The sequence below is a fragment of the Kurthia zopfii genome (assembly GCF_003143955.1).
Classification (GTDB): domain Bacteria; phylum Bacillota; class Bacilli; order Bacillales_A; family Planococcaceae; genus Kurthia; species Kurthia zopfii.
In genome coordinates, this window is the sequence record NZ_QFVS01000006.1 from 74,958 (window position 1) to 97,520 (window position 22,563).

Here is a 22,563-nt window from a genome sequence, read left to right on the forward strand (position 1 = left end):
TCAAACCTTTATTGGAAAATATTTCATTATATCTTTCGAAAGCGTTTTATCATATAATAAATACAGATAAAGGGGGCGACGACTTGGAAATTAAAATTGAACATTCGTCCAACGCAAAAGTCATTCATAAAATTATGAGTAAAGCATATGCAGAGTACATAAATGATCCTGCTCCATCAAGTGCTTTAAGTGAAACGGTATCATCTATTAACAACGCATTACTTGATGGTCAAAAAGCTTTGATCGGCTCGATTGCCGGTCAACCCATTGCCTGCGTTCGCTATTTAATAAATGAGCATGGTCTATACTTCTTCCGTATGTCCGTATTACCTACTATGCAAGGTCTTGGGATTGCGAAACAACTATTATTAGCTTTAGAAGGCATCGCACGCGATTCGGGTGTGCATACAATTAATTGTAAGGTGCGCGTCAGTGTCCTTCGCAATTTACAACTTTATCAATCTAAAGGTTATGCCATTTATAATCAACAAGTAGTTGAGGCAGATAATGGTACAAAAATAGATATCGTGACTATGACGAAAACTATTTCAAACTAGTTTCATATTTTAAAGCCGATTTTGTATTTATGCAAAATCGGCTATTTTTGTTTAACAAATTTACATTAACTCTATTATTATAGACCAAATTCATGGAAAAAGCTTTAGTCCTAATGGTCTTTTCTGAAATGACGTTTATAGAACATTAGGGTTCAAAATAGTAGAATATGAACACAAGAAATCGACTATAAACAGGAGTTAATACCTGTAAAATATTTTAATATAGTAAATTCATTAGCTTTTAAACAAAATAAGCACTCTCGGTACAATTACCAAGAGTGCTTTACACTAGTTGCTTATTTTTACTGTTTCTTTCTTTTCTGCATGATTTTCATTACGATTCTTAGCCAATTCACGTGAAATCTTCTTCAAAATAGTCGGTCTTAGCATGAACATCGTCACCCCAATCGCCACAACACTGACGATCGAAATGACATATTGAGCCTCAACTAGATCAAAAATGATACCGAAAAATAATGTTCCTAATGGCATTAATCCCATCGCCATCGTTTCTAACAGCGCGAAAACTCTCCCTCTATACGCCTCATCTGTCGATGTTTGTAGCACAACACCAACTGGTATATTAATAAAAATCTCCGATGCGAATAATAAGAAGAACGTAATCATAAAGTAAATTACGTTAAATACGTAATTTGTTGAATTTATATACAGTGGTACGGTAATCAAAGCTAATATGAATGAAAATGCAATTAGCGAGGTTTTTGAAAACTTCAATGGCTCTTCTATTTGCTTACGCATAGATAAGTAGATTGATCCGAGTAACATTCCGATTGCTCCGACACCTTCTACCCACCCTACATGCAACGGTTCAATCTTCATTACCTCAATGATTATGAATGACAAACCTACCCCGATCGCAGAAAAAATAAAATTAATCGATAATGATAAAAGTAGTACAGTTCTTAATACTTGCTTCGTTTTCACATACTTAATTGCATTTTTAGTACTTGCGATAAACGATGCTTTTACATCATTCAGCTTTTCTTCAACTGAACTGAATAATTTAAAGTTCATCGTCGCATCCAACAATGTTGCGATTGAAAAACAAACAATTTGGATGATCAAAAACACTTCCATTGACACGAAACCAAATAACATTCCCCCAATAATCGGTGCGCCAATCGATCCAACTGAAATGGACATTTGATTTAGACTCATTGTTTTTTGAATATAGTCTGGATGAATTAAGTTACCAATTGACGCGGTTAATGCAATTCCACTAAACGAACTAAACGCTGAATAAAAAATAGTCATAATATAGATTGCGATTACGCTGATTCCATAGATTTCTGAATAAAGTAGCAGCGAGGCAATCGTGACGATCATCATGATTTGGCCAGAAATGACGATAAATTTCTTATTGTATCGGTCTGCTAAATAGCCAACAAATGGCGCTAAAATAACTCTTGGAAGTATTGTACAAAGTAAATTAATCGAAAAGCTTGTTGCAGACCCCGTCATTTGTAATATATATAAAGCGATTCCAAATGCCAGTACATTCGCTCCTAATGAAGAGATTAATTTACTTACTGTAAAAATTGCCATATGATATTTCACTTTTTTTAATTGTTCAAATTCTGTCATAGCACCCTCCTGTTGTTTAATATAATTAAACTTTTAATTTATTTTATCATGCGTTTTAATTGATTACAACTATAAAGTTTAATATAATTAAACAGAGGTGATTACATGGATACGTTAGGAAAGAGAATTCAAACGATTCGAAAAAGCAGAAAGATGACATTAGTTGATGTTGCTGCAAATAAGATGACAAAAGGTATGCTTAGTCTAATCGAAAACGACAAAGCACAACCATCAATTGAAAACTTGCAACATATCGCAAAAATGTTAGATACGGAAATTGGTTCATTAACAAGTGAATTCCCACCTGCGAAACTACGAGAAATATTAGATGAAATCCATGCAATTCAACGAGCAAACATAAATAATGTGGAAGCAGCATCTCAATTAATCATTGAACTCATTCAACCAATTGAGAAGAAACTTCCACTCTGTTATGAAACTTCTCAAATTATTTTGCACTATATTAAGAGTTTCTCCCGAATTGCGCGTTATGAGGATGGGAGCGATGCTGCACAATATGGCGCATCCATATTTAAAGAGATGTCGCTTTACAATGAATATCTACAAGCATTAAGAGCGAATGCAATAAACGAAGTTGCCTTAGCCAATTATGACAATGCTTTTACTATTTTGAATGAAGCATATGAACTGTGTAGATCGGATTACTATTTCATAAATACAGATATTAAAATATCGATTTTCTACGATTACGCAGCAAGTGCTTTTGCGATTGGCAATTTCGATACTGCCAAAGTTTCCATTACACATTTAATCGATACATGCCATACAAATAAAGCCTATTTCTTCTATTCAAATAGTTTGCGTTTAGCTGCTACTGCATCCATCTTATTTGGCAAAATTGATGAAGTTGAACATTATCGCAACTTATTAGACCGGTTTACTCAATTTGATCAAAGCGAAGAAACTACCCTTTTATCAGATTTGTTTTATTTACTTTATTACAATATAGGAAATAGTAATCCTGAAATGGTTATCGTTTTCGGTGATAAACTTTTAGAGAATAAAGAAGTTGGCAATTTAAAACAATTCGTCTATTTGGAACTTGGCAAAGCTTATTATCAATTAGAGCAATTCGAACATTCGTATACAGCATTTAATAAATATGAGCATCGCCCTCATGAAGTTTTGCATCCAATCGATCAAGCTATTTACAATGAAAGTTACTCGTACTTTGCGCTCGTATCTGACAAACTTGGGCATTATGAACAAGCAAAATATTGGGCAACAGAAGCATACGAAAATTCCAAAAAAATCGTCCAATTTTTCGATCAAGATTTCATCGAGAATACGTACAAAAAAATCGCGCAACAAAAAATCGACCGTTACTAATTAACGGTCGATTTTTCTTATTTATTAAAGCGAATTAAAAATCGTTCTTCGGTGTGGATTTCGGGTATTTGTGATGACAATAAATCAATTTCAGCAGCACCTAGCAACTTCTCTTCCTCGTCGCCAAACCAACAAAAATAAACAGCTGCAAAATCATTTGCATGAAGATTATTTCTTAATAACAATATGAGTAATGCCAACGACTCTCGAGCTAATTCATAATCAATTGGCGATTCAATTTTTGCTTGAGGATTTAAATCATCTAATTCGCCAGGTAACTGAATTGCATATACATATTTCGTATGTAGAAATTCATTTTGAACAGTGGTAAGTGCCAGTCGATCGGTATGCTCACTATTCAAATGGAAGTTGAAATCTTTTGCGATTGTTAAATCATCAACAGGAAAGTTAATTCCTAAATACGTTACATACCCCATGAAATCACCTCTATTTGATTTTTTTCATTTTCACAATTTGAATAATTACTGGGAAAATAAATAAAACGATTAATAAAATGATAAATGAATAGCCATTTATGAAGTCCACACAGCCAATTGCCGAAGAAATAAAATTGAATGTAGCGATTGAAAAGAAAAGAATCGCACTACTAGACAAATTCGAAATTGTCTCTCGATTAATTGCCCAAAATTCATTCGCATTCGATTCATTCACTCTACTCGGGTAATTCGCCCACTCTGGATGTTTTTTAAAGAAATTAAATAATGAAACGGTAACATATAAAATTGCCGGGAAAATAAGCACAAGCCATTTTGAACCGGTGTCATTTACACGTCCTAGTGCATCAAAATGCGTTGGAATGATTTCTGGTACATTCGACCATTTGATTACAATGAAAACTACAGTAAATAATAGAACTAAATAGGCAATCAAAGAATAGATTGATTCTAATTTTGATTTACTTGAATCCGTGGTAAACCACTCTTTTTTAACCAATTCTAGCAACTCCTTTCAAATAGTATAGCTGAAAATAATTTGTTTTGGAAATATTAGTCCATTCCGCTTCAATTATCGCTGAAACGGTAGTTTTTTTATTGCCATCCTTGTATTTCACCGTATTAATTCAATAGTTTTCCAATCCATCATTTCCCTCTGTAGATTGGTGATATAGTACCATTAATACTCCCCTTCATTAGTAAGTCTAAATTGAATCTTTTAAAGATTAATTTATGTATTTAATGGGTACAGTATCATTACTAGAAAAAGAGGTGTTTTTCATGAAATCGTTTAAACTCTCCCTCTCCCTTTATACCATCACATTGTTCATCTCGTTCTTCTTAACGACTTCAACTGACTATAATTCCTTCTTATGGAAACTGGTAATTGGCCAAGTATTTGCAATTCCAGTTTTTTTACTTACTTTATTGCTATGTATTGTTTTTAGAGAACAACCTTCTTTAAAAGAACATTAGGAGTGAAAAAATATGTTTGAACATTTATTCAACTTAAACAACCATCAAAATAATCGGTTTGTAAATCGCTATGTTGCATTGCTATTTTTGGCTTCGATGTTTGAGCTATTTGGGTATAGCCGATCTCATAGTTTAACGCAATTAGCTACTTCTGGATTCATCGCAATTGTCGCGGTTTCAATTCTACTTGAAAAATCAATTCAATCCATTCATTATCGCTCACTCTCACAAAAAAAGAATTACTTATATTTTCGATTTGAAATATTAGTACCACTCTTCTTGTCGATTGGTTTTATGTTATTTTCAGGATTAGTCGTATTTTTCATCTCGCAACAAAACGCTTCGCTGCATGCGAATAGTGCTTTACTAACTTACTCGACAATTGGTCTATTATTAACTTCTTTTATTTTCTTTAAATTAGTTAAATCAAACAATCAATTTAGGTCATCAAGAACAAGTACACTCATACTTTTAAGTTACTTTAGCCCTTTCGTAATTTCCTTTTTAGTAGTAGCTTTACAACCACTTTATCAAAATCCTCAATTCGATCGTGTCGGCGCTTTTTTCATAGCCTTACACATTCTATACTTCTGTACTATTTTAACTCTTAAATCAAGTAAGTTTTTAATGGTAGGCTCTCCACAAAAGCTCGATCTTGTACAACTGACTTCGGATTTAAAGTCCTTTGATAGCATCAAAAAAATTCACTCCGTTCAAGCTTGGACGATTTCCTCGGATTTATTCGGCGTAAAATGTCAATTATCCGTAAGTAATAATGGCCGGAAACCGCAGCATATTGTAGACGAGTTGACTGACTTCATTTTAAATCGACATAATATTGAGTACATTGATGTGGAAATTATCCATCAAAACATTCAAGATAATATTGATTTATAAAAAAATGGCTCGATCAATAAATGAGAACTTTATAGAACAAAAAAACAAGGGCGCGTAAGCGAAGCCCTTGTTTTGGTTTAGCGTAAATTTAATATAATCCCTACGACTGAATAAATAATAATTGTAGAGAATAGAACTGTCATGTGAATTAGAGAATAAACGAATAGTAATGTTGCCCATTTCTTATGGTCTTTTTTATGATAGCCATAAATATTCATAAATAACCAAGCGATACTAAGTAAAATAGCGACAGACATTAATCCATAACTTAACGTTCCTAATGGAATACAACTAATAATTAATAAGACTAAATAAACATTTGTCGTAATATATGTTCTTCTCATACCTTTTGCAACTGGTAACATCGGAACATTCGCTGCTTTATAATCGTCCATTTTACGAATTGCGATTGCATAGAAATGTGGCATCTGCCATATTAAAGTTATAACAAATAAACTTAAAATTGCTGGATTAAAAATATTCGGATGGATTGCAGCCCAACCAATTAACGGCGGCATCGCTCCTGAAAGACTACCTACTTCAGTGTTATAAACAGTATGTCTTTTCGTCCAAATCGTATATGGCACTACATATAAAAATAAACCGGCAAAACCTAATAACGCTGCTAATGGCGTTGCTAAATATAATGCTCCTATACCAATTATTGCAAGGCTAATCGCTAGTATGAGGACATTTTTTGACGAAATCTGACCCGTAACAGTCGGTCTTTTCTTCGTTCTTTCCATAATCGAATCAATATCACGATCATATAAGTTATTGAATGCTCCAGCTGACGCAATGACTGCTGCTGATCCAATAATTGCTCCAAGTATGTTGACGATCAAATCTAACGGATTCAATTCATACTTGTAAAGTGCAAGTGTTAAACCTGCAAACATAGGAATTAAATTGGATTTAATGATTCCGGTCTTAACCGTTTGCGCTAAAAGCTCGGTTTTTGAAAGTGTGATGAATTCAACACCCTCACCGTGTGTGTTCTCTTCTTTACTCGGCATTAGTTTTTTCATTCCTTTACATCACAGAGGTAATATATTATAGCGGTATAACTATAATGACGCTTCCCTAAGGTTTTTATTGGCAAAAGAACTTTCTTCTACGCTCTAAAAATCTTTGATCATATATTTTTGTATTCGTATAGACGAAACGCAATAATTCTATCATACCAAATATATAATCAATTACACACCATTTCAATTTATTTCACACAAATTTCATCATTCTTAAATTGTGTAAGTTCTCTTACTTTCAATCAGAGAAGTTTATTATTATAATGAATTGTTAGATTTGAAGGGAGTTTTTTCGAATGAAATATGGTTGGATTGGTTTAGGTAATATGACGACTGCAATTATTAAAGGAATGTTACACTCTAATAAATATGATAAAGCCTCACAATATGGCTTTAACCGCACTTTTGAAAAAACAGTAAAACTACAACAAGAACTAGGGATTGTAGCTTGCGAAGACTTATCTGAATTACTGGATTGTGATGTGATTGTCATTGGCGTACAACCTCAGCATATGGACGATTTACTACCAAAGCTCAAAGGTCAGCTAAATGCGCAACAAGTTGTCGTTTCGATCGCTGCTGGCAAATCACTAAATACTTTGCAACAAGCAATAAATCACGATCGCATCATTCGCATCATGCCAAATATTAATGCGATTGCCGGTGCTTCGACTTCCGGAATGGTAAGTACAGATCAAGTGACACTTGACCAAAAAGAAGCTGTTAAATCTATGTTCAATGCTGTAGGTAAAGTATTCGAGATTCCAGAAGAACAATTTGACTTATTCTCTGCAATTGCTGGCGCTTCACCGGCCTTTTCTTATTTATATATCGATTCATTAGCTCGAGCTGCTGTGATGGAAGGAATGGATAAGAAAACTGCATTAGATATCGCCTCTCATGCCGTATTAGGTAGCGCTCAAATGATTCAAACTGTTGACGAACATCCTTGGGAATTAGTAGATCAAGTATGTTCTCCTGGAGGTACGACGATTCAAGGAGTCACTTCTCTGCAAAACAATCATTTCGCAAGTACGATTTATGATGCAGTAAAAGCCGTAATCGAACGAGATCGCGTTTTAAAATAATGAATGATTATTTCGGTTTTTTTATTTTTCGTACAAAATGAATGTTTTCTGCTATTTTATGTTGACGAATTTGTTTTTTCGGTATATATTTAAAACACTAAATGAAACCGTTTACATACCACTACGATTGGGGCGATTGCTAATGATTATGCAACAAGTTCGTTCTTCTAAAATTCAATCTGTTGGCTATAATAATAGTGCTATGATTTTACGTGTTACCTTTTTAAAAGATGGCGTTTTCGAGTACTACGGAGTCCCAGAAAGAATTGTAAAGGAATTTCTTGATTCAGATTCATTAGGAATTTACTTTAAGCGCTTCATTAAAGACCGGTATCGTTTTGTACGTTTAGGTTAAGACAACAATAAAGGACCTTATTTATGAATGGATTGCATAAATAAGGTCCTATTTGTATTGTGGGATGTTCATGTCTCTCTCCTATTCTACATATTTCAATTTTGAAAATCGCTCATCATGGTCGCTCTGCTTTTCAAATACTGCTAAAATATGTTGTAATTTTTGTCGGTCCATTTTTTTATAAGTCTTAATAATATCGCGATATTCCTTCTTATACTCATAAAAATCGGGCTCAGTTTTAAAAACTTCATCAAAATGCGTGATTGCAAGTTGCTCTTTCTTTTGTTTTTGGAACAAAATGCCGATTAAATAATGCAAATTATTTCGCTCATCTTCCGATAATGTCAACTGCTCCAAACCTCTCGTATACACTTCGATTGCATATGCATTCAGCTGCAACACCTCGAATAATAAACCTCTTCTGAGTACGCTACTGTAACTCATCGCCTCTACAGTACCAACCTTCCAAATCTTCACTAATCCTAAACTTATTAACAGAAAGAATACAATCCATAACATAGACATTCCTCCCATTCGTGATGATAATTCTTGCTTGAATCTAGTATACAATTTATTTCTTAGAACTACCATTAAGCGCATGTAAAACAATTGTAAATTCGAATTTTAAAATAATCCACTTTCCTACGATACTTCCATGTTATAGTTAAGTTATTAAATATATGATGAAGTAGGCGAAATAATGATCGAAATTAAAAACTCACCAATTAGTGAAGGTGAATTTACACGTGGTGTATTTGCGACAATGGATATTACGAAAGGTATTTGTTTTCACCAAGCACCAGTTGTAGCTTATCCAAACGAGGAGCATGAACATATTGAAAAAACTCTTTTAGCAGACTATTGCTTTGAATTTGGCGTTGGTCGTACTGCGATTTTATTAGGCTACGGAATGCTTTTTAATCATGCTTATCATCCAAATGCTACTTATGAAATTAACTTTGATAACGAAACATTTGATTTCTTCGCACACAAGGATATTAAAGCTGGTGAAGAAATTTTCATTAATTATAATGGCGAACCAGACGATCCTGAATTACTTTGGTTTGATCAAGAGAAATAACAGAAAAAGACTTATGTCCATCTTCTACGATGAACATAAGTCTTTTTTTACTTTGCTTTTTTATACGTTACTGTTTTTGTAAAGCTCGTGTATAATCCTTCACTTTTTGAAGTTACATACACTTTTCCGCCTCGATCATACAATTTCTTCGTACTAACTTTTGTTGAAGTCGATTTCGCTTTGAAAGAAGTGATTAATTTAGATTTTTCCGAATCACTATATACTTTCACTTGATCGCCTTTTGAAATATTACTTACTGTTAGTAAATCTGATTTTACACCTTTTTTATTCGTCACTTTGATTGAAGGTGTTTTTGTTTTTACATGTACACGGGCTTGATAATCAATAAATGCTTGATCCAAATCATCTGAGCTTCCACCAATACGTACAAAATATGTACCTTTTTTCACATTCGCTACTGTTCTATATGATTTGCCTGATTTTTTTGTCGTGCTTGTTAACTTTTTCTTATCTTTTGAATACATTTTAAAGTTCATTGTTGCTTTTGTTGCTACTTTAGTATCCATTACAAGCTTACCTGATTTCGGTACAGTTACTTTGAAATAATCGAGATCATCCGTCAACATATCAAAATGACCTTTGTAAGTAGTACTACGCTTCATCGCATTTGCAGTAGCGATTGTATCATTAAATTCGCTTTCAATTGCTGTATTTTTTGAATTTGCTAATGAAAGTGTAAAACCTTTGCCATATTTTTTCAAATTACTATCAGTTAACGTAATAAAATGATAATTCCCTTTACCTAAGCGAATTTCATCTGTTCTTTTGCCACCTGAAAGCTCTTTAGATTCATTATCAATTGATGTAATGATTTTGAAATCATTCATGATCATATCAAATAATTGATCCATCTCTTTTTCAGTCATTTGATCAAAACGATTAAAATTTTTCTTAACAAACTCTTCTACTTTTGCTGATTTGGCTTTTACAACAATTACACCAAAGCGTTTTTTCTGTGCATTTTTGATTGATAATTTCACCGTTTGGTTTTTAGTACTTTTTACCGTGAAGTAATCCATCGAATCATTATTGAAATTTCTGTCAATCGAAGTAGAAACTTTCACTGTTTCAACCGGCACTGATGCTGATTTGGCAATAGAAGTTTCCGGCAAAACAATCGCACTCGAACAAACTAATAATGCCGATAAAGCTACTTTTGAAACTGATTTCATCATTAAAAAACACTCCTTTTTATTAATAATAGCAAATAATCACTATTTAACAACATTTATTTTCGCTTTATTTAAATCAAATATTGTGAATTTTTTAAATAAGGATTAGAATTGTATATACTCTAAAGAAATGAGGAATGAAAAATGACAACAAAAATTGGTATTGTAGGATATGGTAACTTAGGAAAAGGCGTTGAAGGCGCGATCTCTCAAAATAAAGATTTAGAATTAGTCGCTGTTTTTACACGTAGAGATCCAGCAGCTTTAGTAATCACTTCTGACGCAAAAGTTTGCCATGTTGATGAAGCTGAAAGTTTTATTGGAAAAATAGATGTCATGATTATTTGTGGGGGGTCTGCTACAGATTTACCAGAACAAGTACCTCACTTCGCACAATGGTTTAACACAATTGATAGTTTTGATACACATGCGAAAATCCCGGAATTTTTCGACGCGGTGAATGAAGTAGCAGCCAACTCTAAAACAACTTCTATTATTTCAGTAGGTTGGGATCCAGGCCTATTCTCACTTAACCGAGTTTTAGGTGAAGCAGTTTTACCACAGGGTGATACATACACATTCTGGGGGGATGGTCTTAGTCAAGGTCACTCAGATGCCGTACGTAGAATTGAAGGCGTTAAAAAAGCAGTGCAGTATACATTGCCTGTTCCAGAAGCCGTTGATCGTGTGAGAAATGGCGAATCACCTACGCTTACAACTCGTGAAAAACATACACGCGTTTGCTATGTAGTAACTGAGCCAAATGCAGATCAAGATGCGATTTCTCAAGCAATTACTGCGATGCCAAACTACTTTGATGAATATGATACAACTGTAAACTTCATCTCTGAAAATGAATTCGATGAAAATCATACAGGTATGCCACATGGTGGTTTCGTCATTCGTTCTGGTGAATCAGCTGCTGGTCATAAACAAATTGTTGAATTTTCATTAAAACTTGAAAGTAATCCGTACTTCACTTCTAGTGTGCTTGTGGCTTATGCACGTGCAGCTCACCGACTTTCTCAAAAAGGACAATATGGTGCATTAACAGTTTTTGATGTTCCATTTAGTGATATTTCACCAAAAAGCCCTGAACAATTGAGAGCAGAATTACTATAAGATTAATGAATAGCGCACAAGATACATTTAAGTCGGGTACGATTGCTAGCTTCCCCACACTGTTTGGCTATATGAGTATTGGCATTGCGTTTGGTGTTGTCGGTGTAGCATCAAATCTTTCTGTATTGGAAATCACGTTGTTATCAATACTCATTTATGCAGGTGCAGCACAGTTCATTTTTTGTGGTTTATATTTAGTTGGGACACCAATGTCTGTCATTATTTTTACGACATTCATCGTGAATCTACGCCATTTACTTATGGCACTCGCGATTGCACCTAGTTTTACGAAATATTCCGTACTTCGTAATATTGGATTCGGCACATTGCTTACCGATGAATCTTTCGGCGTAGCGATTGCTGAAAAAGCAAAATCAAATACTTTACATGGAAAATGGATGGACGGATTGAATGTAACTGCCTACTTAGCTTGGATTGCTGCAAGTATTATTGGCGCATTCGTCGGTAATTGGATTCCCTCTCCAGAAAAATTCGGCCTGGATTTTGCTTTATCTGCGATGTTTATCGCCTTACTTGTATTAACAATCAGCGCTTCTCCAAAATCAAAAATAATGCATTACTTAAAATTAATCGGCGTGATGGTATTTGTAATTTATGGTTTACTTTATATATTCCCATCACATCTAGCTGTAATTGTCAGCACATTAATTGTCGCGACAATCGGGGTGGTGACAGAACGAAAATGATTAGTTTCGAGATGTTTTTATTAATTTTAGGCTGTGCTATTGTTACTTGGATTCCACGAGTACTTCCTTTCGCATTTATGAAAAAAGTAAAGCTCCCATCTGTCGTTTTACGTTGGCTTGCGTATATTCCGATTTGTATATTAAGTGCATTGGTCATTTCGAATTTATTTATAAAAAGAAATTCCTATGTAACACTTAATTGGCCAGTATTAGTTGCTGCTATCCCTACATTGATTATTGCAATTTGGACTAAAAGCCTTTCTCTGACTGTAATTGTAGGCGTTGCTGCAATGGCAATGATTCAATATTTTTTCCTATAAAATAGACGTTATGTCAAACTTTGAATTAGATGTCCAAACCTTCTCGGTAATTACACTTTCTTAATATATATTGTAGAACAAAAATAAAGGCACTAACCATTCATAATTCAATGGTTAGTGCCTTTTCAATTTCTATAAAATCGGTGAGAACATTCGACAAATAGCTTCTTTCGCATGTCGAATTCCAGATTTATTCGTTTCCATTTCCATTGTATATTCTACAGAACCTTGACAATCTTGATGGAAATCTGCTGTTAATTTTTGAACTGAATTTGCATGATCATATAAGAAAACCATTAATTCATGGTTTAATTGGAAACTACGAATATCAAAATTGGCTGTTCCAATCGCTGCATATTCATCATCTACAATGATAATTTTATTATGGATAAAGGATGTTGGATCATAATTGAAAACTCTCGCTCCCGCTTTCAACATTAATCGTCGATATGAATTCGTCGCATGGAATGATAATGGTGAGTCACCCTTTCCAGGGATTAATATTCTCACATCAACACCTGACAGCGCGGCACGACGAACTACAGATAATGCCTCTTCATCTGGAACGAAGTATGGCGTTGAAATAGATATAGATTTCTTCGCTTGTTGGATTAAATTTAAAATCCCATCGCGAATTATTTTTTCAGTATCATACGGCCCACCTACGATCACTTGGGCACTTTCATCTCCTACATTTTCACTTGGAGAGAAGTATCGAGCAATTCCTTCATCATTAATAAATGGTTCACTACATTTATCTCGATCCAATACATACACCCAATCCGATAAAAAAGATGTCTGTAATTCTAAAACAGCAGGTCCTTCCATTCGAAGATGCGTATCTCTCCATCGTCGGAAATCTGGTGTTTTCGAAATATATTCATTTCCGACATTTAAACCACCTGTAAAAGCCACTTTCCCATCAATAATAACAATTTTCCTATGATTTCTTAAGTTTGCTGTTCGTACAATCCAAGGTGAACGAATTGGATCATATGCCTCGACTTCAATACCCGCGTCATGCATAGGTTTTAGAAAGCTACTTTTTAAATCACTTGAACCCCATCCATCGAATAGGAATCGTACTTTTACACCTTCTTTAGCTTTATCAATAAGAAGATCTCTCAATTTCAATCCCAGTTCATCCGGATTATAAATATAGTACTGGATATGAATATGATCCGTTGCTTTATCTATTTCAGCAAATAGCACTGTGAATTTTTCTTCTCCATCTTTTAAAATGTCGATTTTATTACCATCGAAACATTTCATTCTCGATAGTTTTTCAATTCTTTTTGCCAATTCATTATGGTCATCGAATTGTGAACTATATACTTTTTGACGGTTAATTAATGAACCAACTAACTTCTCAGATTCTCGAACTTGTTCATTCGAGAAAATTCTAGAACGCGGGTCTCTACCAAAGAATAAATACATGACAATTCCACCAACTGGAATGACGAAAATCACAATAATCCACGCAACCTTATTCGGTGTCTCCCTTGCATCATTAAAAACTAATTTTAGTGCAACTAAAAGTCCAAATACTTGAAGTAATGAACCAATAATTACTAAGTATTTGGCATCCATTTTATAAATACCAAAACTAATTAAAGCTAATAAAAGTAAAATTACAAAACTTTGTAATATTTTTACCATAATTTATCTCCTCAAATCATATTTTTCTTCAATATGTAATTATAATGTTATTTTCCTATTAAAGAAAAATAATATCGCTAGAATTTTTTCAAAAAAACCCAAAAAAAGTGTGTGTTGTACACACACTTTTAGGGTACGATTTATTATTTCATCATGCTCGCTTAATTTTGCCATCTAAATCTGCTAAGCTATCTAATTGGTGCATCGCACGTGTGAATACTTGAGAAAATCTACGCTGATCTAACAATGCGTTTGTTACTTGTTTCGTATAAGTTGAAATTTCATCTAAAAACACAGGATTTCCCCATAAATCTGTATTTTTATACAAAAGGTAATATTGCCCATTCGAATTATTAAATAAAGAAGGGAAACTTAAATCACCTAATTTTTCAATTAACCAAATATTCATTTGATTTGCCAGACAACTAGCTACTTGGCATTGACGAATCCCATCACTCATCACGCTAAGTTTCATTTGCTGGAAAACCTTATTTTTTCGTATTGCATCAAAAATAAGAAAATCACTCGTATAATACATTGTCTTTTCCATCGATTCCATAACCTCTTCTGATACTGGTTGTATCAGCAGCCATAGGTTGAAGCAAATATGTACGATGTCTTGTTCAACCAACAAGCCTTCTTCAAAGTGAAGGTAGCCTATAATGTCTTTATACAAATTTAAAAATTCATCAATATGATTTTCATCGATGAAAAATAATGCTGCATCTTTAGTTAACGTATGTTTCACAAATTTCACCTCATTAAGATAATGTAATCATATAAATACAGTACAATATACCCAATATTCAGTTTTGTTCATTCTTCATACCTTACACATTATAACCATTTTTTACCTTTCCGAAACATTTTATTGTATATAATCTGAAACTTGTTTTCAGTATAACCTATTAAAATTAAAATGCAAAATTTTTAAAAAAATAACTTTCTTGTTACATTATCGATTTTCAACGATTAAATAGTCCGGAATACATTATATTTGTTACACTTTCGAAATATTTATGAAAAGTATTTTCAATTCTTATGAATTATACATAATTAAAAAAAGCCGAATAAATACGGCTTTTATAATCTATTCCATTTTTGAATAAAAATTGAGATGATTGATTGCAATTTAGGGTTTTTGTTCTTAAATTTCAAATCAAAGTACAATGACTTCATGAAATTAAGAATTTGTGTACGTGATTTTAATAATTTCGGACTAAATCCTTCTACTTGAGAAATTAATTCTAATCGATCAAAAATTTGTTCGATCCATTCAATTACGATTTCCTCCGCGCAACCTTTATTCAACAACAATTGAATCAAAGCGATTAATCGTTCCTCTTCATCATCAGTGAAAACATTTGATTTCCAGAAATTCGATTGAATTGCCGTAAGTACTGCTGCAGCATATTCATTTGAGTTGTCTTGTGCATCCAGTAATACGTAGATTAATAGCGCACTATTTCCGACTGAATAAGCCAATCCTTGCGCCGTGTATGCGCGTAAATCTTGCTCATCATTCATAAGTTTAATGGCATCTTTTAAAATCTTTTGGCCTAACTCACCTGAAATTTGATCATCTGTTAACAATAAACGGTACCAATCTGCTGAAAGCGCACGAGTAAATACCGACGAATCATTTTGATACCCAATCGATTTTAATAGTAGATTACGGTTGAGAAGCTCATTGATGATTACTTCGGATTGCAGCTCTGAGAGTACACGGTACTGAACTAAATCAACGAGCAGTCGATAATTTATTTCATCTCTTACTTGAGGGTTTTCATTTTCGATTTCTTGAACCATTGTATGTAGAAAGTCGGTTTGTGCTTGCTGGAAAAACTCACGTTGTGCAGTAACGCCGCCTTCCAAAAGTTGTGTAGATTGCTCTAAAAAGTCCATAATTCCATCCTCCAATTCTAAATCATACTTATCATATCGGACTTTGGAATTATTTGCTACAGTTCATGTGAAATTAGTTGATCTGTATGACGCTCAAAATAATAACAACTCGCGGAAAGCTGCTGATATGCATCTTCAAGTGAAATTCGAGGATTCTCTCTTTTTATAAAGTTTAAGTAGTATTTTGTTGCATTATAAAAAGCTTGGTAAAATGCTTGATACGATACTAAAAATGCTTCTACATCATTAAAAGCAATATGCAGTTCATCACCATTCCTATGAAGTTGATATGCATTTGTCTTACCGAATTGCTTTATTTTAATAGTAGACGGTTGATCATTTAATTCAATTAATGCTTCCCAAATTAAGAGTATAAACTTCCCTTGAAACTCCGAAGAAAAATAAACTTCTTCCGTATCGTTGTTGACGATTTCTATTTTTTGAAAGAAAAAATCATTGTAGTATGGAGATTTTAATTGTTCAAAATCATTCGATTGAAATCCTAATTTCATTACATCACCTTTTTCTACTTTATGTGTTTTATTTCGTAACTAATGTACAGTTTTTGCTTACACTGTTATTTTAATTGGATTTCTATTTAAAATCAAATGTTTTCTAAAAAAAACTCAAAACAAAGAAATAAAGCAAAAAGACTAAGTAATAATTCATTACTTAGCCTCGATCCTATATTTTATTTAATACAAGATGCTGGATTGCTTTCGCTACCCCTTCGTCATCATGGTGTAATGCCGTTTTTTGCGCAATTTCCTTCAATTCTTCGATGGCATTTCCCATTGCAACTGGAAAACCTGCCACTTTGAACATTTGAATGTCATTACCACTGTCACCAAAACACATCGTATTTTCTAATGGGATTTGCAGCTGTTTGCAAAGTTCGCTTAATCCAAATGCCTTAGAAATCCCTTTTTTATTCATTTCATAATTTGTAATTCCTGAAGTTGTTAATTCAATATTCTCGAAAAACTGCGCTTCTTCATAAAATGATTTTAATAACTGTTCATTTTCAGATTGTACGCCAATTTTCAGACATTTCATTTGTTCTTCTTCCGAAAGTTCACGATCTGCAAATTCACCTTGATCCGTAAAACCCCAGAAAGGGATGTTAATGCGGTTAATTACTTCAAAAATACGTTGAACATCATCGAATGCAATATAGTTTTTAATACCTTCAATATTTGCTTCGTAGTAAATATCTGCCCCATTTGCCGCAATAATTGGTTGCTGCAATTGTAGCTGCTGCTCATATGGGCGAATGCTTGTCATTCCTCTACCAGTTGCCAAAACAATATAAATCCCCGCTTCAACAGCTTTCTTTAAAGTTTGTGCTGTAAAAGGTGTAATTTCATGAGCGGCATTTAATAAAGTGCCATCCATATCAATTGCAATTAATTTCACTGTATTCAAAGTCATCCGTCCCTTCATTCAATTAAATGGTAGCGGTTTTGAAAACAGATTGCAATGTTATAACTTAGGATCGCCCATAAAATTCATTTCAAAATGCTTATATTGGCCGTAAACTGCGAATTTATAACCTTGCGATTTGTAATATTCAATAATACTAGGCATTGCTTTAACTGTATTAGGTTTTTCATGCATTAATACAACTTCTGTATTTTGGATTGTTTCTTTTTTAATTGTCGATAGAATTCGCTCTGGAGTCGCATCTCTATGCCAGTCTTCAGAATCAATATTCCAATCCCATAATTTAATTTTCTCGTTCGCAAGCTGATTTCGAACTGTTTGATCTTTTAGACCTGGTGCAGACCCATATGGTGCGCGAACTAGTTGATGGTGCTTACCGGTAATCGATTTGATCAATTGCTGCGTTTGTTTCATTTCTTGAATGAACTTACCTTCAACATATAATTTGCGATAATCATGGGTCATACTATGTGAGCCTATGTAATTTCCTTGATCGCTTGCTTTTTTAACGCTTGGTTGTAATGATTTATTTTGCAAATTAACACCTTGCATGAAAAATGTTGCTTTAATATCGTTCTCTTTTAACACTTTGATTAATTGTTCCGTGTATTGACTTGGACCATCATCAAAAGTTAAAAAGACGATTTTTTCATTTTTAGGAATTTCTTTTAATGGTACTTTTTTCACTACTTGTTTTTTTGCCTTTACATTTTCTAAAACTTCTTCTTTTTGATGTTCATTAATTGGATGTGCTTTCCCAAATACAAAAAGACATACAACCAATGCTGCTACACAAAATACAGCTAATTTCTTCATCTCATCACCCTACTTTTCACTTGTTATTAATTAGACGTAAAAAATGACGTAAAAAGTTTTAAATTTTTCTACACTAAAACAATAACATAGTATATTTAAGATAAATAGAGATGATTGAAAACTAAATAGGCAAAAAATTAATATTTGTAGTTTTTACAAAATTGCTCCCTCTTTCACTTGTTTTTGAAAAACTTGCAATAATTGTTTATGATTTTGAACAATATATGTCGCATCAGGCTGATCATCTGTTAAATGGCGGTTATACCAAACGCGATCAATGCCGATATTTAAGCCACCTTGTATATCAGAAGAAATCGAGTCACCTATGATCATTGCTTCCGTTTTGTTAATTTCCTGTGAATGCTCAAAAACATAGTCGAAAAATGCGATTTCCGGTTTTTTTGAGCCTGTCTGTTCTGATATATAAATCGCTTTAAAATAATGCCCGATTTGAGCTAATGCAATTCTACTTTTCTGTGTGATCTCATACCCATTTGTCACCGCGTACAAATCAAACCCAGCATCTTGAAGTGTTTTCAACGTATTCTCCGCTTCTGGTAAGAGCTGGCATTGTTTCCCTAACAATTGTTGATATTCCTGCGCTACAGCAAGTCCGTCTACTTCCATTCCCAACTGTGCAAAAGTAAGGGAAAATCGATTATTAATCAAATAGTCCTTTGAGATTTCGTTATTTTCAAAATCATGCCATAACTTCTTATTAATTTTACGATATGTATTCTTTATTTGTTCGATATCCGAAATTGAACTGTATTTTTCACAAACTTCTGTTAAAGCAACTTCCTCACCTGTTGTAAAATCAAAAATTGTATCATCTAAATCAAATAATAATGCACGATATTTTTTCATTTGCGCGACCCCATTCCTTCCTTTTCATTTTAATTCAACTTGCTATGACTGTACATATAAAATTGTTTGAATAATAATGAGTTTATAGACTATTTAAAAGGAGTTTTTCATATGACAACATTCACATTAAACAACGGCTTAGAAATGCCTGTTTTAGGTTATGGTACTTTCCGTTCCGACCAAAGTGACTTACTTGCTGAAAACGTTAAAAAAGCAATTCAAGTTGGTTATCGCTCTATTGACACGGCATTCATTTACAAAAATGAAGAGTCAGTTGGCAAAGGAATTCAAGCCGCGATCGATGCAGGTATTGTTACGCGTGAGGAATTATTCATTACGACGAAAGTTTGGAATGATGGTTTAGATTTTGAAGGCACTTTAAAAGCTTATGAGGACTCTCTAAAACGATTATCGCTTGATTATGTGGATTTATACTTAATACATTGGCCAGGCCTTGATGAGAGCTATGTAGAAGTTTGGAAGGCATTGGAACATCTTTATAACGCAAAAAAGGTGAAAGCAATTGGCGTATGTAACTTCCATGTACATCATTTAGACCATTTATTGAAAAACAGCATGATCACACCAGCAATTAATCAAATTGAACTTTCGCCAAAATTAACACAAAATGAAGTGCGCGAATTCTGTGCGAAGCATGATATTTATGTGGAAGCTTGGTCACCGCTTATGAATGGTGAATTATTAACGAATGATACGATTTGCACGATTGCGAAAAAATATAATAAAACTGCCGCACAAATCATTTTACGTTGGGATATTCAATCAAATATTGTGACAATCCCTAAATCAATGACACCAAGTCGTATTGAAGAAAACTTTGCGATTTTTGATTTTGAGCTTTCTCAAGAAGATTTAGAAACGATCAATCAATTAAATGAAGATTTTCATTATGGTCCAAATCCAGAGAATTTTGATTTTGGGAGATAATTAATTGGAGGGATTTCGATGTTTTTTAAAAAATACTTCAAACGTAATGAACAGAAAACGCGTCCTTCAGTTCAAGCACCACTTTTAATAAAAGAAGATCAAAAAACAGTCAATTCGAAGGAACAGCTGCAATTAGCAAATCAACATAATCCGTTCAGCCCTTATTCCCTTCCTTACCAGCCGATCTCTAGTAATGAGGATTGTGTTCAACGTTCCGAACATGACTTTGAAGATTTTGAAGAATTAAATTACGAAGATTATTCGAAGTGATTTAAGATTTATAAGGAGTGAAAGGCATGACTGCATTTAATAAAATGCATATCCAAGCAAAACAATTTAAAATTGAATTAACGCGTTTTATGATGTCTTACCGTTTCGCATTGGATGAAATTAGCACGAAAGTCAAAATTCTGAAAGAGGAATTCCATCTCATTCATGAATACAACCCAATAGAACATATTAATACGCGAATAAAGACACCTGAAAGCATTATTAAAAAGGTGCAGAAAAAGAATTTGCCATTTGATTTAGAAATCATTAAAAATAGTATTCAAGATATTGCGGGAATAAGAATTATTTGTTCTTTCGTATCAGATATTTATCGAATCCAAGAAATGATTGCCAATCAATCGGATATTGAAATTATCGAAATAAAAGACTATATTGAGCAACCAAAAGATAGTGGTTACCAAAGTTTACACATGATTTTGAAAGTACCTGTATTTTTGTCAGATCGACAAGAACATGTTTTTGTTGAGATGCAAATCCGCACAATTGCTATGGATTTCTGGGCAAGTCTAGAACATAAAATTTACTATAAGTATAATAAAGAAATTCCGGCAGAACTTACGAATCAATTAGTCGAAGCTGCTCACACTGCTGCACTATTAGATCGAAAAATGGAATCTTTGAATACTGAAATCAATATTTTAAAACATCAGCAAGAAGATGAATCATTCGATAGTATTCCTGCTCAAACGAAGAAATTATTAAATGCATTGCAAGAAATCGGCATGAATTCTACCGACGAAGATGCTCGAAAATAATAAAAAACACAGTCACCCCAAATGACTGTGTTTTTTTCACGTTATTCACCTTTAAATTGATACCCTTTGTCATCCATCGCTTTTTTCAAAGCAGCATATGCTTTTGGGCCAATTCCATGCAGTCTTTGCAAACTTTGAACATCGATTTCTTTTAAGTCTTCCAAAGTATACAATTCAGCAGTATGTAACGCACGAATCGCAGGTCGAGCAACACCCTCTGGCCAATGATTCATCAATATAGTCCTCCTCTTAAAATAAATATTATGGCAAATTCAAATAGAATCTGATTACAAGAAATTAACTTCCATTATATAGCAATATAACAAAACACCTAATTTGCTTATTGATTCAATATTTTATCATATTATTGAAAGTTATGGACTATAATAAAAAATTTCATAAACAAATATGACAATATTATGAAAGTAGTCATTTAGACTTTTCTTCAGTCATTAAAATCATTGAAGAAAAAGATATAAATTCAACTTCAAAGGTCGATTATTCCTCTGGATTGTGGTATATTAAACACTATCTGAATAAAGGACGTGACATTTTGATTAAAATTGATATTCCAAATCCTGACGTTGTCATTCGTCAGCGTGAACAAAAACCTGTAGAAGGCGAAGCTCCGATTCCATCAGTCTTCGGTTTCATCGACTTCCACAAAGTACCTCGTGATAAAGGCGGCATGCTTTTATTCTTTAACGAAAGCAATGAACTTTTATTCGTTGGTAAAGCGCGTAAATTACGCCCAAGACTTAAAAAGCATTTCCAAGACCAAGTATCACCACTAAAAGATCACCGTGATGAAGTTGCTAAAATCGAAGCTTTCGTAATCGAAGATGCAATGGAACGTGAAATTTACGAAACGTATATGATCAATACATTACGTTCTAAATACAATGTTGAGAAGAACTTTCTTTTAGACTAGTATTTTCTTAAAAGAGTTGCTGCGGCAGCTCTTTTTTTGGTTCTATTACCTTTGTTGAAGTCTTAAAACCATTCACAACGAAAAAGACGGTTCTACAATAAATAACGTTGGTGAAGAAAAAAGCACCGATCTCTAATCAGATCGGTGCGGAAACTTCATGAACGTTATTTTTATTCAAAAAAATAGAAAACAAGTGAGTTTCCCTATAGAATAAA

General features: G+C 33.5%; 28 protein-coding genes. 14 read left to right on the plus strand and 14 right to left on the minus strand.

What is annotated here, in order from left to right; genetic code table 11:
• Positions 1-83: 83 nt before the first annotated feature.
• On the plus strand, positions 84-557 hold the full coding sequence (locus DF281_RS04005; protein ID WP_240605508.1) for a GNAT family N-acetyltransferase: 474 nt from the start codon (positions 84-86) through the stop codon (positions 555-557).
• 288 nt (positions 558-845) lie between these two features.
• On the opposite strand, the gene DF281_RS04010 is transcribed toward DF281_RS04005, so the two are convergent.
• Positions 846-2,162 (minus strand): MFS transporter, encoded by a 1,317-nt coding sequence (locus tag DF281_RS04010; protein WP_109348955.1) that lies wholly within the window; start codon positions 2,160-2,162, stop codon positions 846-848.
• Positions 2,163-2,267: 105 nt separating this feature from the next.
• Between DF281_RS04010 and DF281_RS04015 the strand changes: the two genes are divergently transcribed.
• Entirely contained in the window at positions 2,268-3,512 is a 1,245-nt protein-coding gene (locus DF281_RS04015; protein ID WP_109348956.1) for a helix-turn-helix domain-containing protein, read from the plus strand.
• 17 nt (positions 3,513-3,529) lie between these two features.
• Here the strand turns inward: DF281_RS04015 and DF281_RS04020 are convergent, their stop codons facing one another.
• Positions 3,530-3,949 carry a hypothetical protein gene (locus tag DF281_RS04020; protein WP_109348957.1) on the minus strand — a complete coding sequence of 140 codons (420 nt, stop codon included), beginning with the start codon at positions 3,947-3,949 and terminating at the stop codon, positions 3,530-3,532.
• Between the two features lie 10 nt (positions 3,950-3,959).
• Positions 3,960-4,466: a DUF1648 domain-containing protein gene (locus DF281_RS04025; RefSeq protein ID WP_166636064.1), complete on the minus strand. Its 507-nt coding sequence runs from the start codon at positions 4,464-4,466 to the stop codon at positions 3,960-3,962.
• A gap of 281 nt (positions 4,467-4,747) precedes the next feature.
• On the opposite strand from DF281_RS04025, the gene DF281_RS15065 reads away from it, so the two are divergent.
• The gene (locus DF281_RS15065; protein ID WP_166636065.1) at positions 4,748-4,942 is read left to right on the plus strand and encodes a DUF4017 family protein; all 195 of its coding nucleotides are present in this window, start codon (positions 4,748-4,750) and stop codon (positions 4,940-4,942) included.
• A gap of 12 nt (positions 4,943-4,954) precedes the next feature.
• Positions 4,955-5,839 (plus strand): cation diffusion facilitator family transporter, encoded by an 885-nt coding sequence (locus DF281_RS04035; protein ID WP_109348960.1) that lies wholly within the window; start codon positions 4,955-4,957, stop codon positions 5,837-5,839.
• 77 nt (positions 5,840-5,916) lie between these two features.
• Here the strand turns inward: DF281_RS04035 and cyoE are convergent, their stop codons facing one another.
• A complete protein-coding gene (gene cyoE, locus DF281_RS04040; RefSeq protein WP_109348961.1) occupies positions 5,917-6,855 on the minus strand; it encodes a heme o synthase in 939 nt (312 codons plus the stop codon).
• A 308-nt stretch (positions 6,856-7,163) separates the two neighbouring features.
• Between cyoE and proC the strand changes: the two genes are divergently transcribed.
• Both proC and DF281_RS04050 read left to right on the plus strand, forming a co-directional pair.
• Positions 7,164-7,955 (plus strand): pyrroline-5-carboxylate reductase, encoded by a 792-nt coding sequence (proC, locus tag DF281_RS04045; RefSeq protein WP_109348962.1) that lies wholly within the window; start codon positions 7,164-7,166, stop codon positions 7,953-7,955.
• 142 nt (positions 7,956-8,097) lie between these two features.
• Positions 8,098-8,310 (plus strand): KTSC domain-containing protein, encoded by a 213-nt coding sequence (locus DF281_RS04050; RefSeq protein ID WP_109348963.1) that lies wholly within the window; start codon positions 8,098-8,100, stop codon positions 8,308-8,310.
• Positions 8,311-8,391: 81 nt separating this feature from the next.
• On the opposite strand, the gene DF281_RS04055 is transcribed toward DF281_RS04050, so the two are convergent.
• A complete protein-coding gene (locus DF281_RS04055; RefSeq protein ID WP_109348964.1) occupies positions 8,392-8,829 on the minus strand; it encodes a hypothetical protein in 438 nt (145 codons plus the stop codon).
• Positions 8,830-9,010: 181 nt separating this feature from the next.
• On the opposite strand from DF281_RS04055, the gene DF281_RS04060 reads away from it, so the two are divergent.
• The gene (locus DF281_RS04060; RefSeq protein ID WP_109348965.1) at positions 9,011-9,391 is read left to right on the plus strand and encodes an SET domain-containing protein; all 381 of its coding nucleotides are present in this window, start codon (positions 9,011-9,013) and stop codon (positions 9,389-9,391) included.
• A gap of 47 nt (positions 9,392-9,438) precedes the next feature.
• Here the strand turns inward: DF281_RS04060 and DF281_RS04065 are convergent, their stop codons facing one another.
• Complete coding sequence (locus DF281_RS04065) at positions 9,439-10,587, minus strand: hypothetical protein (protein WP_109348966.1); 1,149 nt, start codon at positions 10,585-10,587, stop codon at positions 9,439-9,441.
• Between the two features lie 141 nt (positions 10,588-10,728).
• Between DF281_RS04065 and DF281_RS04070 the strand changes: the two genes are divergently transcribed.
• Genes DF281_RS04070 through DF281_RS04080 form a run of 3 tightly spaced genes read left to right on the plus strand, consistent with a single transcriptional unit; the run spans position 10,729 to position 12,733 of the window.
• Positions 10,729-11,706: a diaminopimelate dehydrogenase gene (locus DF281_RS04070; RefSeq protein WP_109348967.1), complete on the plus strand. Its 978-nt coding sequence runs from the start codon at positions 10,729-10,731 to the stop codon at positions 11,704-11,706.
• Positions 11,707-11,711: 5 nt separating this feature from the next.
• On the plus strand, positions 11,712-12,413 hold the full coding sequence (locus tag DF281_RS04075) for an AzlC family ABC transporter permease (RefSeq protein ID WP_109348968.1): 702 nt from the start codon (positions 11,712-11,714) through the stop codon (positions 12,411-12,413).
• Positions 12,410-12,733, plus strand: coding sequence for an AzlD domain-containing protein (locus tag DF281_RS04080; RefSeq protein ID WP_109348969.1), 324 nt, complete (start codon positions 12,410-12,412; stop codon positions 12,731-12,733). The genes DF281_RS04075 and DF281_RS04080 overlap by 4 nt, the downstream gene beginning before the upstream one ends.
• Before the next feature lie 132 nt (positions 12,734-12,865).
• Here the strand turns inward: DF281_RS04080 and cls are convergent, their stop codons facing one another.
• The 7 genes from cls to DF281_RS04115 all read right to left on the minus strand — a co-directional run bounded on the left by cls (position 12,866) and on the right by DF281_RS04115 (position 19,423).
• Positions 12,866-14,392, minus strand: a complete 1,527-nt coding sequence (cls, locus tag DF281_RS04085; protein WP_109348970.1) for a cardiolipin synthase — start codon at positions 14,390-14,392, stop codon at positions 12,866-12,868.
• A 151-nt stretch (positions 14,393-14,543) separates the two neighbouring features.
• Positions 14,544-15,140 (minus strand): hypothetical protein, encoded by a 597-nt coding sequence (locus DF281_RS04090; protein ID WP_109348971.1) that lies wholly within the window; start codon positions 15,138-15,140, stop codon positions 14,544-14,546.
• A gap of 335 nt (positions 15,141-15,475) precedes the next feature.
• Complete coding sequence (locus tag DF281_RS04095; RefSeq protein ID WP_109348972.1) at positions 15,476-16,297, minus strand: DUF2785 domain-containing protein; 822 nt, start codon at positions 16,295-16,297, stop codon at positions 15,476-15,478.
• Positions 16,298-16,353: 56 nt separating this feature from the next.
• Positions 16,354-16,809 (minus strand): hypothetical protein, encoded by a 456-nt coding sequence (locus DF281_RS04100; RefSeq protein ID WP_109348973.1) that lies wholly within the window; start codon positions 16,807-16,809, stop codon positions 16,354-16,356.
• A gap of 172 nt (positions 16,810-16,981) precedes the next feature.
• Positions 16,982-17,713, minus strand: a complete 732-nt coding sequence (locus DF281_RS04105) for a Cof-type HAD-IIB family hydrolase (RefSeq protein WP_232026073.1) — start codon at positions 17,711-17,713, stop codon at positions 16,982-16,984.
• Between the two features lie 66 nt (positions 17,714-17,779).
• Positions 17,780-18,556, minus strand: a complete 777-nt coding sequence (locus DF281_RS04110) for a polysaccharide deacetylase family protein (protein ID WP_109348975.1) — start codon at positions 18,554-18,556, stop codon at positions 17,780-17,782.
• Between the two features lie 153 nt (positions 18,557-18,709).
• Positions 18,710-19,423 carry a YjjG family noncanonical pyrimidine nucleotidase gene (locus DF281_RS04115; protein WP_109348976.1) on the minus strand — a complete coding sequence of 238 codons (714 nt, stop codon included), beginning with the start codon at positions 19,421-19,423 and terminating at the stop codon, positions 18,710-18,712.
• A 111-nt stretch (positions 19,424-19,534) separates the two neighbouring features.
• On the opposite strand from DF281_RS04115, the gene DF281_RS04120 reads away from it, so the two are divergent.
• The 3 genes from DF281_RS04120 to DF281_RS04130 are packed head-to-tail and all read left to right on the plus strand — an operon-like array spanning position 19,535 to position 21,417.
• Complete coding sequence (locus DF281_RS04120; protein WP_109348977.1) at positions 19,535-20,371, plus strand: aldo/keto reductase; 837 nt, start codon at positions 19,535-19,537, stop codon at positions 20,369-20,371.
• Between the two features lie 18 nt (positions 20,372-20,389).
• On the plus strand, positions 20,390-20,641 hold the full coding sequence (locus tag DF281_RS04125) for a hypothetical protein (RefSeq protein ID WP_109348978.1): 252 nt from the start codon (positions 20,390-20,392) through the stop codon (positions 20,639-20,641).
• A 26-nt stretch (positions 20,642-20,667) separates the two neighbouring features.
• Positions 20,668-21,417 (plus strand): GTP pyrophosphokinase, encoded by a 750-nt coding sequence (locus DF281_RS04130; protein WP_109348979.1) that lies wholly within the window; start codon positions 20,668-20,670, stop codon positions 21,415-21,417.
• A gap of 41 nt (positions 21,418-21,458) precedes the next feature.
• On the opposite strand, the gene DF281_RS04135 is transcribed toward DF281_RS04130, so the two are convergent.
• Positions 21,459-21,650, minus strand: a complete 192-nt coding sequence (locus DF281_RS04135; protein ID WP_109348980.1) for a helix-hairpin-helix domain-containing protein — start codon at positions 21,648-21,650, stop codon at positions 21,459-21,461.
• A 320-nt stretch (positions 21,651-21,970) separates the two neighbouring features.
• Between DF281_RS04135 and DF281_RS04140 the strand changes: the two genes are divergently transcribed.
• The gene (locus DF281_RS04140; RefSeq protein ID WP_109348981.1) at positions 21,971-22,348 is read left to right on the plus strand and encodes a nucleotide excision repair endonuclease; all 378 of its coding nucleotides are present in this window, start codon (positions 21,971-21,973) and stop codon (positions 22,346-22,348) included.
• Positions 22,349-22,563: the final 215 nt, after the last annotated feature.

Excerpts from the sequence above, each read along its gene's own strand:
- DF281_RS04010 (WP_109348955.1), bottom strand. The coding sequence starts at position 2,162 with ATGACAGAATTTGAACAATTAAAAAAAGTGAAATATCATATGGCAATT.
- DF281_RS04015 (WP_109348956.1), top strand. The coding sequence starts at position 2,268 with ATGGATACGTTAGGAAAGAGAATTCAAACGATTCGAAAAAGCAGAAAG.
- DF281_RS04020 (WP_109348957.1), bottom strand. The coding sequence starts at position 3,949 with ATGGGGTATGTAACGTATTTAGGAATTAACTTTCCTGTTGATGATTTA.
- DF281_RS15065 (WP_166636065.1), top strand. The coding sequence starts at position 4,748 with ATGAAATCGTTTAAACTCTCCCTCTCCCTTTATACCATCACATTGTTC.
- DF281_RS04035 (WP_109348960.1), top strand. The coding sequence starts at position 4,955 with ATGTTTGAACATTTATTCAACTTAAACAACCATCAAAATAATCGGTTT.
- cyoE (WP_109348961.1), bottom strand. The coding sequence starts at position 6,855 with ATGCCGAGTAAAGAAGAGAACACACACGGTGAGGGTGTTGAATTCATC.
- proC (WP_109348962.1), top strand. The coding sequence starts at position 7,164 with ATGAAATATGGTTGGATTGGTTTAGGTAATATGACGACTGCAATTATT.
- DF281_RS04050 (WP_109348963.1), top strand. The coding sequence starts at position 8,098 with ATGATTATGCAACAAGTTCGTTCTTCTAAAATTCAATCTGTTGGCTAT.
- DF281_RS04055 (WP_109348964.1), bottom strand. The coding sequence starts at position 8,829 with ATGTTATGGATTGTATTCTTTCTGTTAATAAGTTTAGGATTAGTGAAG.
- DF281_RS04060 (WP_109348965.1), top strand. The coding sequence starts at position 9,011 with ATGATCGAAATTAAAAACTCACCAATTAGTGAAGGTGAATTTACACGT.
- DF281_RS04065 (WP_109348966.1), bottom strand. The coding sequence starts at position 10,587 with ATGATGAAATCAGTTTCAAAAGTAGCTTTATCGGCATTATTAGTTTGT.
- DF281_RS04070 (WP_109348967.1), top strand. The coding sequence starts at position 10,729 with ATGACAACAAAAATTGGTATTGTAGGATATGGTAACTTAGGAAAAGGC.
- DF281_RS04075 (WP_109348968.1), top strand. The coding sequence starts at position 11,712 with ATGAATAGCGCACAAGATACATTTAAGTCGGGTACGATTGCTAGCTTC.
- DF281_RS04080 (WP_109348969.1), top strand. The coding sequence starts at position 12,410 with ATGATTAGTTTCGAGATGTTTTTATTAATTTTAGGCTGTGCTATTGTT.
- cls (WP_109348970.1), bottom strand. The coding sequence starts at position 14,392 with ATGGTAAAAATATTACAAAGTTTTGTAATTTTACTTTTATTAGCTTTA.
- DF281_RS04095 (WP_109348972.1), bottom strand. The coding sequence starts at position 16,297 with ATGGACTTTTTAGAGCAATCTACACAACTTTTGGAAGGCGGCGTTACT.
- DF281_RS04100 (WP_109348973.1), bottom strand. The coding sequence starts at position 16,809 with ATGAAATTAGGATTTCAATCGAATGATTTTGAACAATTAAAATCTCCA.
- DF281_RS04110 (WP_109348975.1), bottom strand. The coding sequence starts at position 18,556 with ATGAAGAAATTAGCTGTATTTTGTGTAGCAGCATTGGTTGTATGTCTT.
- DF281_RS04115 (WP_109348976.1), bottom strand. The coding sequence starts at position 19,423 with ATGAAAAAATATCGTGCATTATTATTTGATTTAGATGATACAATTTTT.
- DF281_RS04120 (WP_109348977.1), top strand. The coding sequence starts at position 19,535 with ATGACAACATTCACATTAAACAACGGCTTAGAAATGCCTGTTTTAGGT.
- DF281_RS04125 (WP_109348978.1), top strand. The coding sequence starts at position 20,390 with ATGTTTTTTAAAAAATACTTCAAACGTAATGAACAGAAAACGCGTCCT.
- DF281_RS04130 (WP_109348979.1), top strand. The coding sequence starts at position 20,668 with ATGACTGCATTTAATAAAATGCATATCCAAGCAAAACAATTTAAAATT.
- DF281_RS04135 (WP_109348980.1), bottom strand. The coding sequence starts at position 21,650 with ATGAATCATTGGCCAGAGGGTGTTGCTCGACCTGCGATTCGTGCGTTA.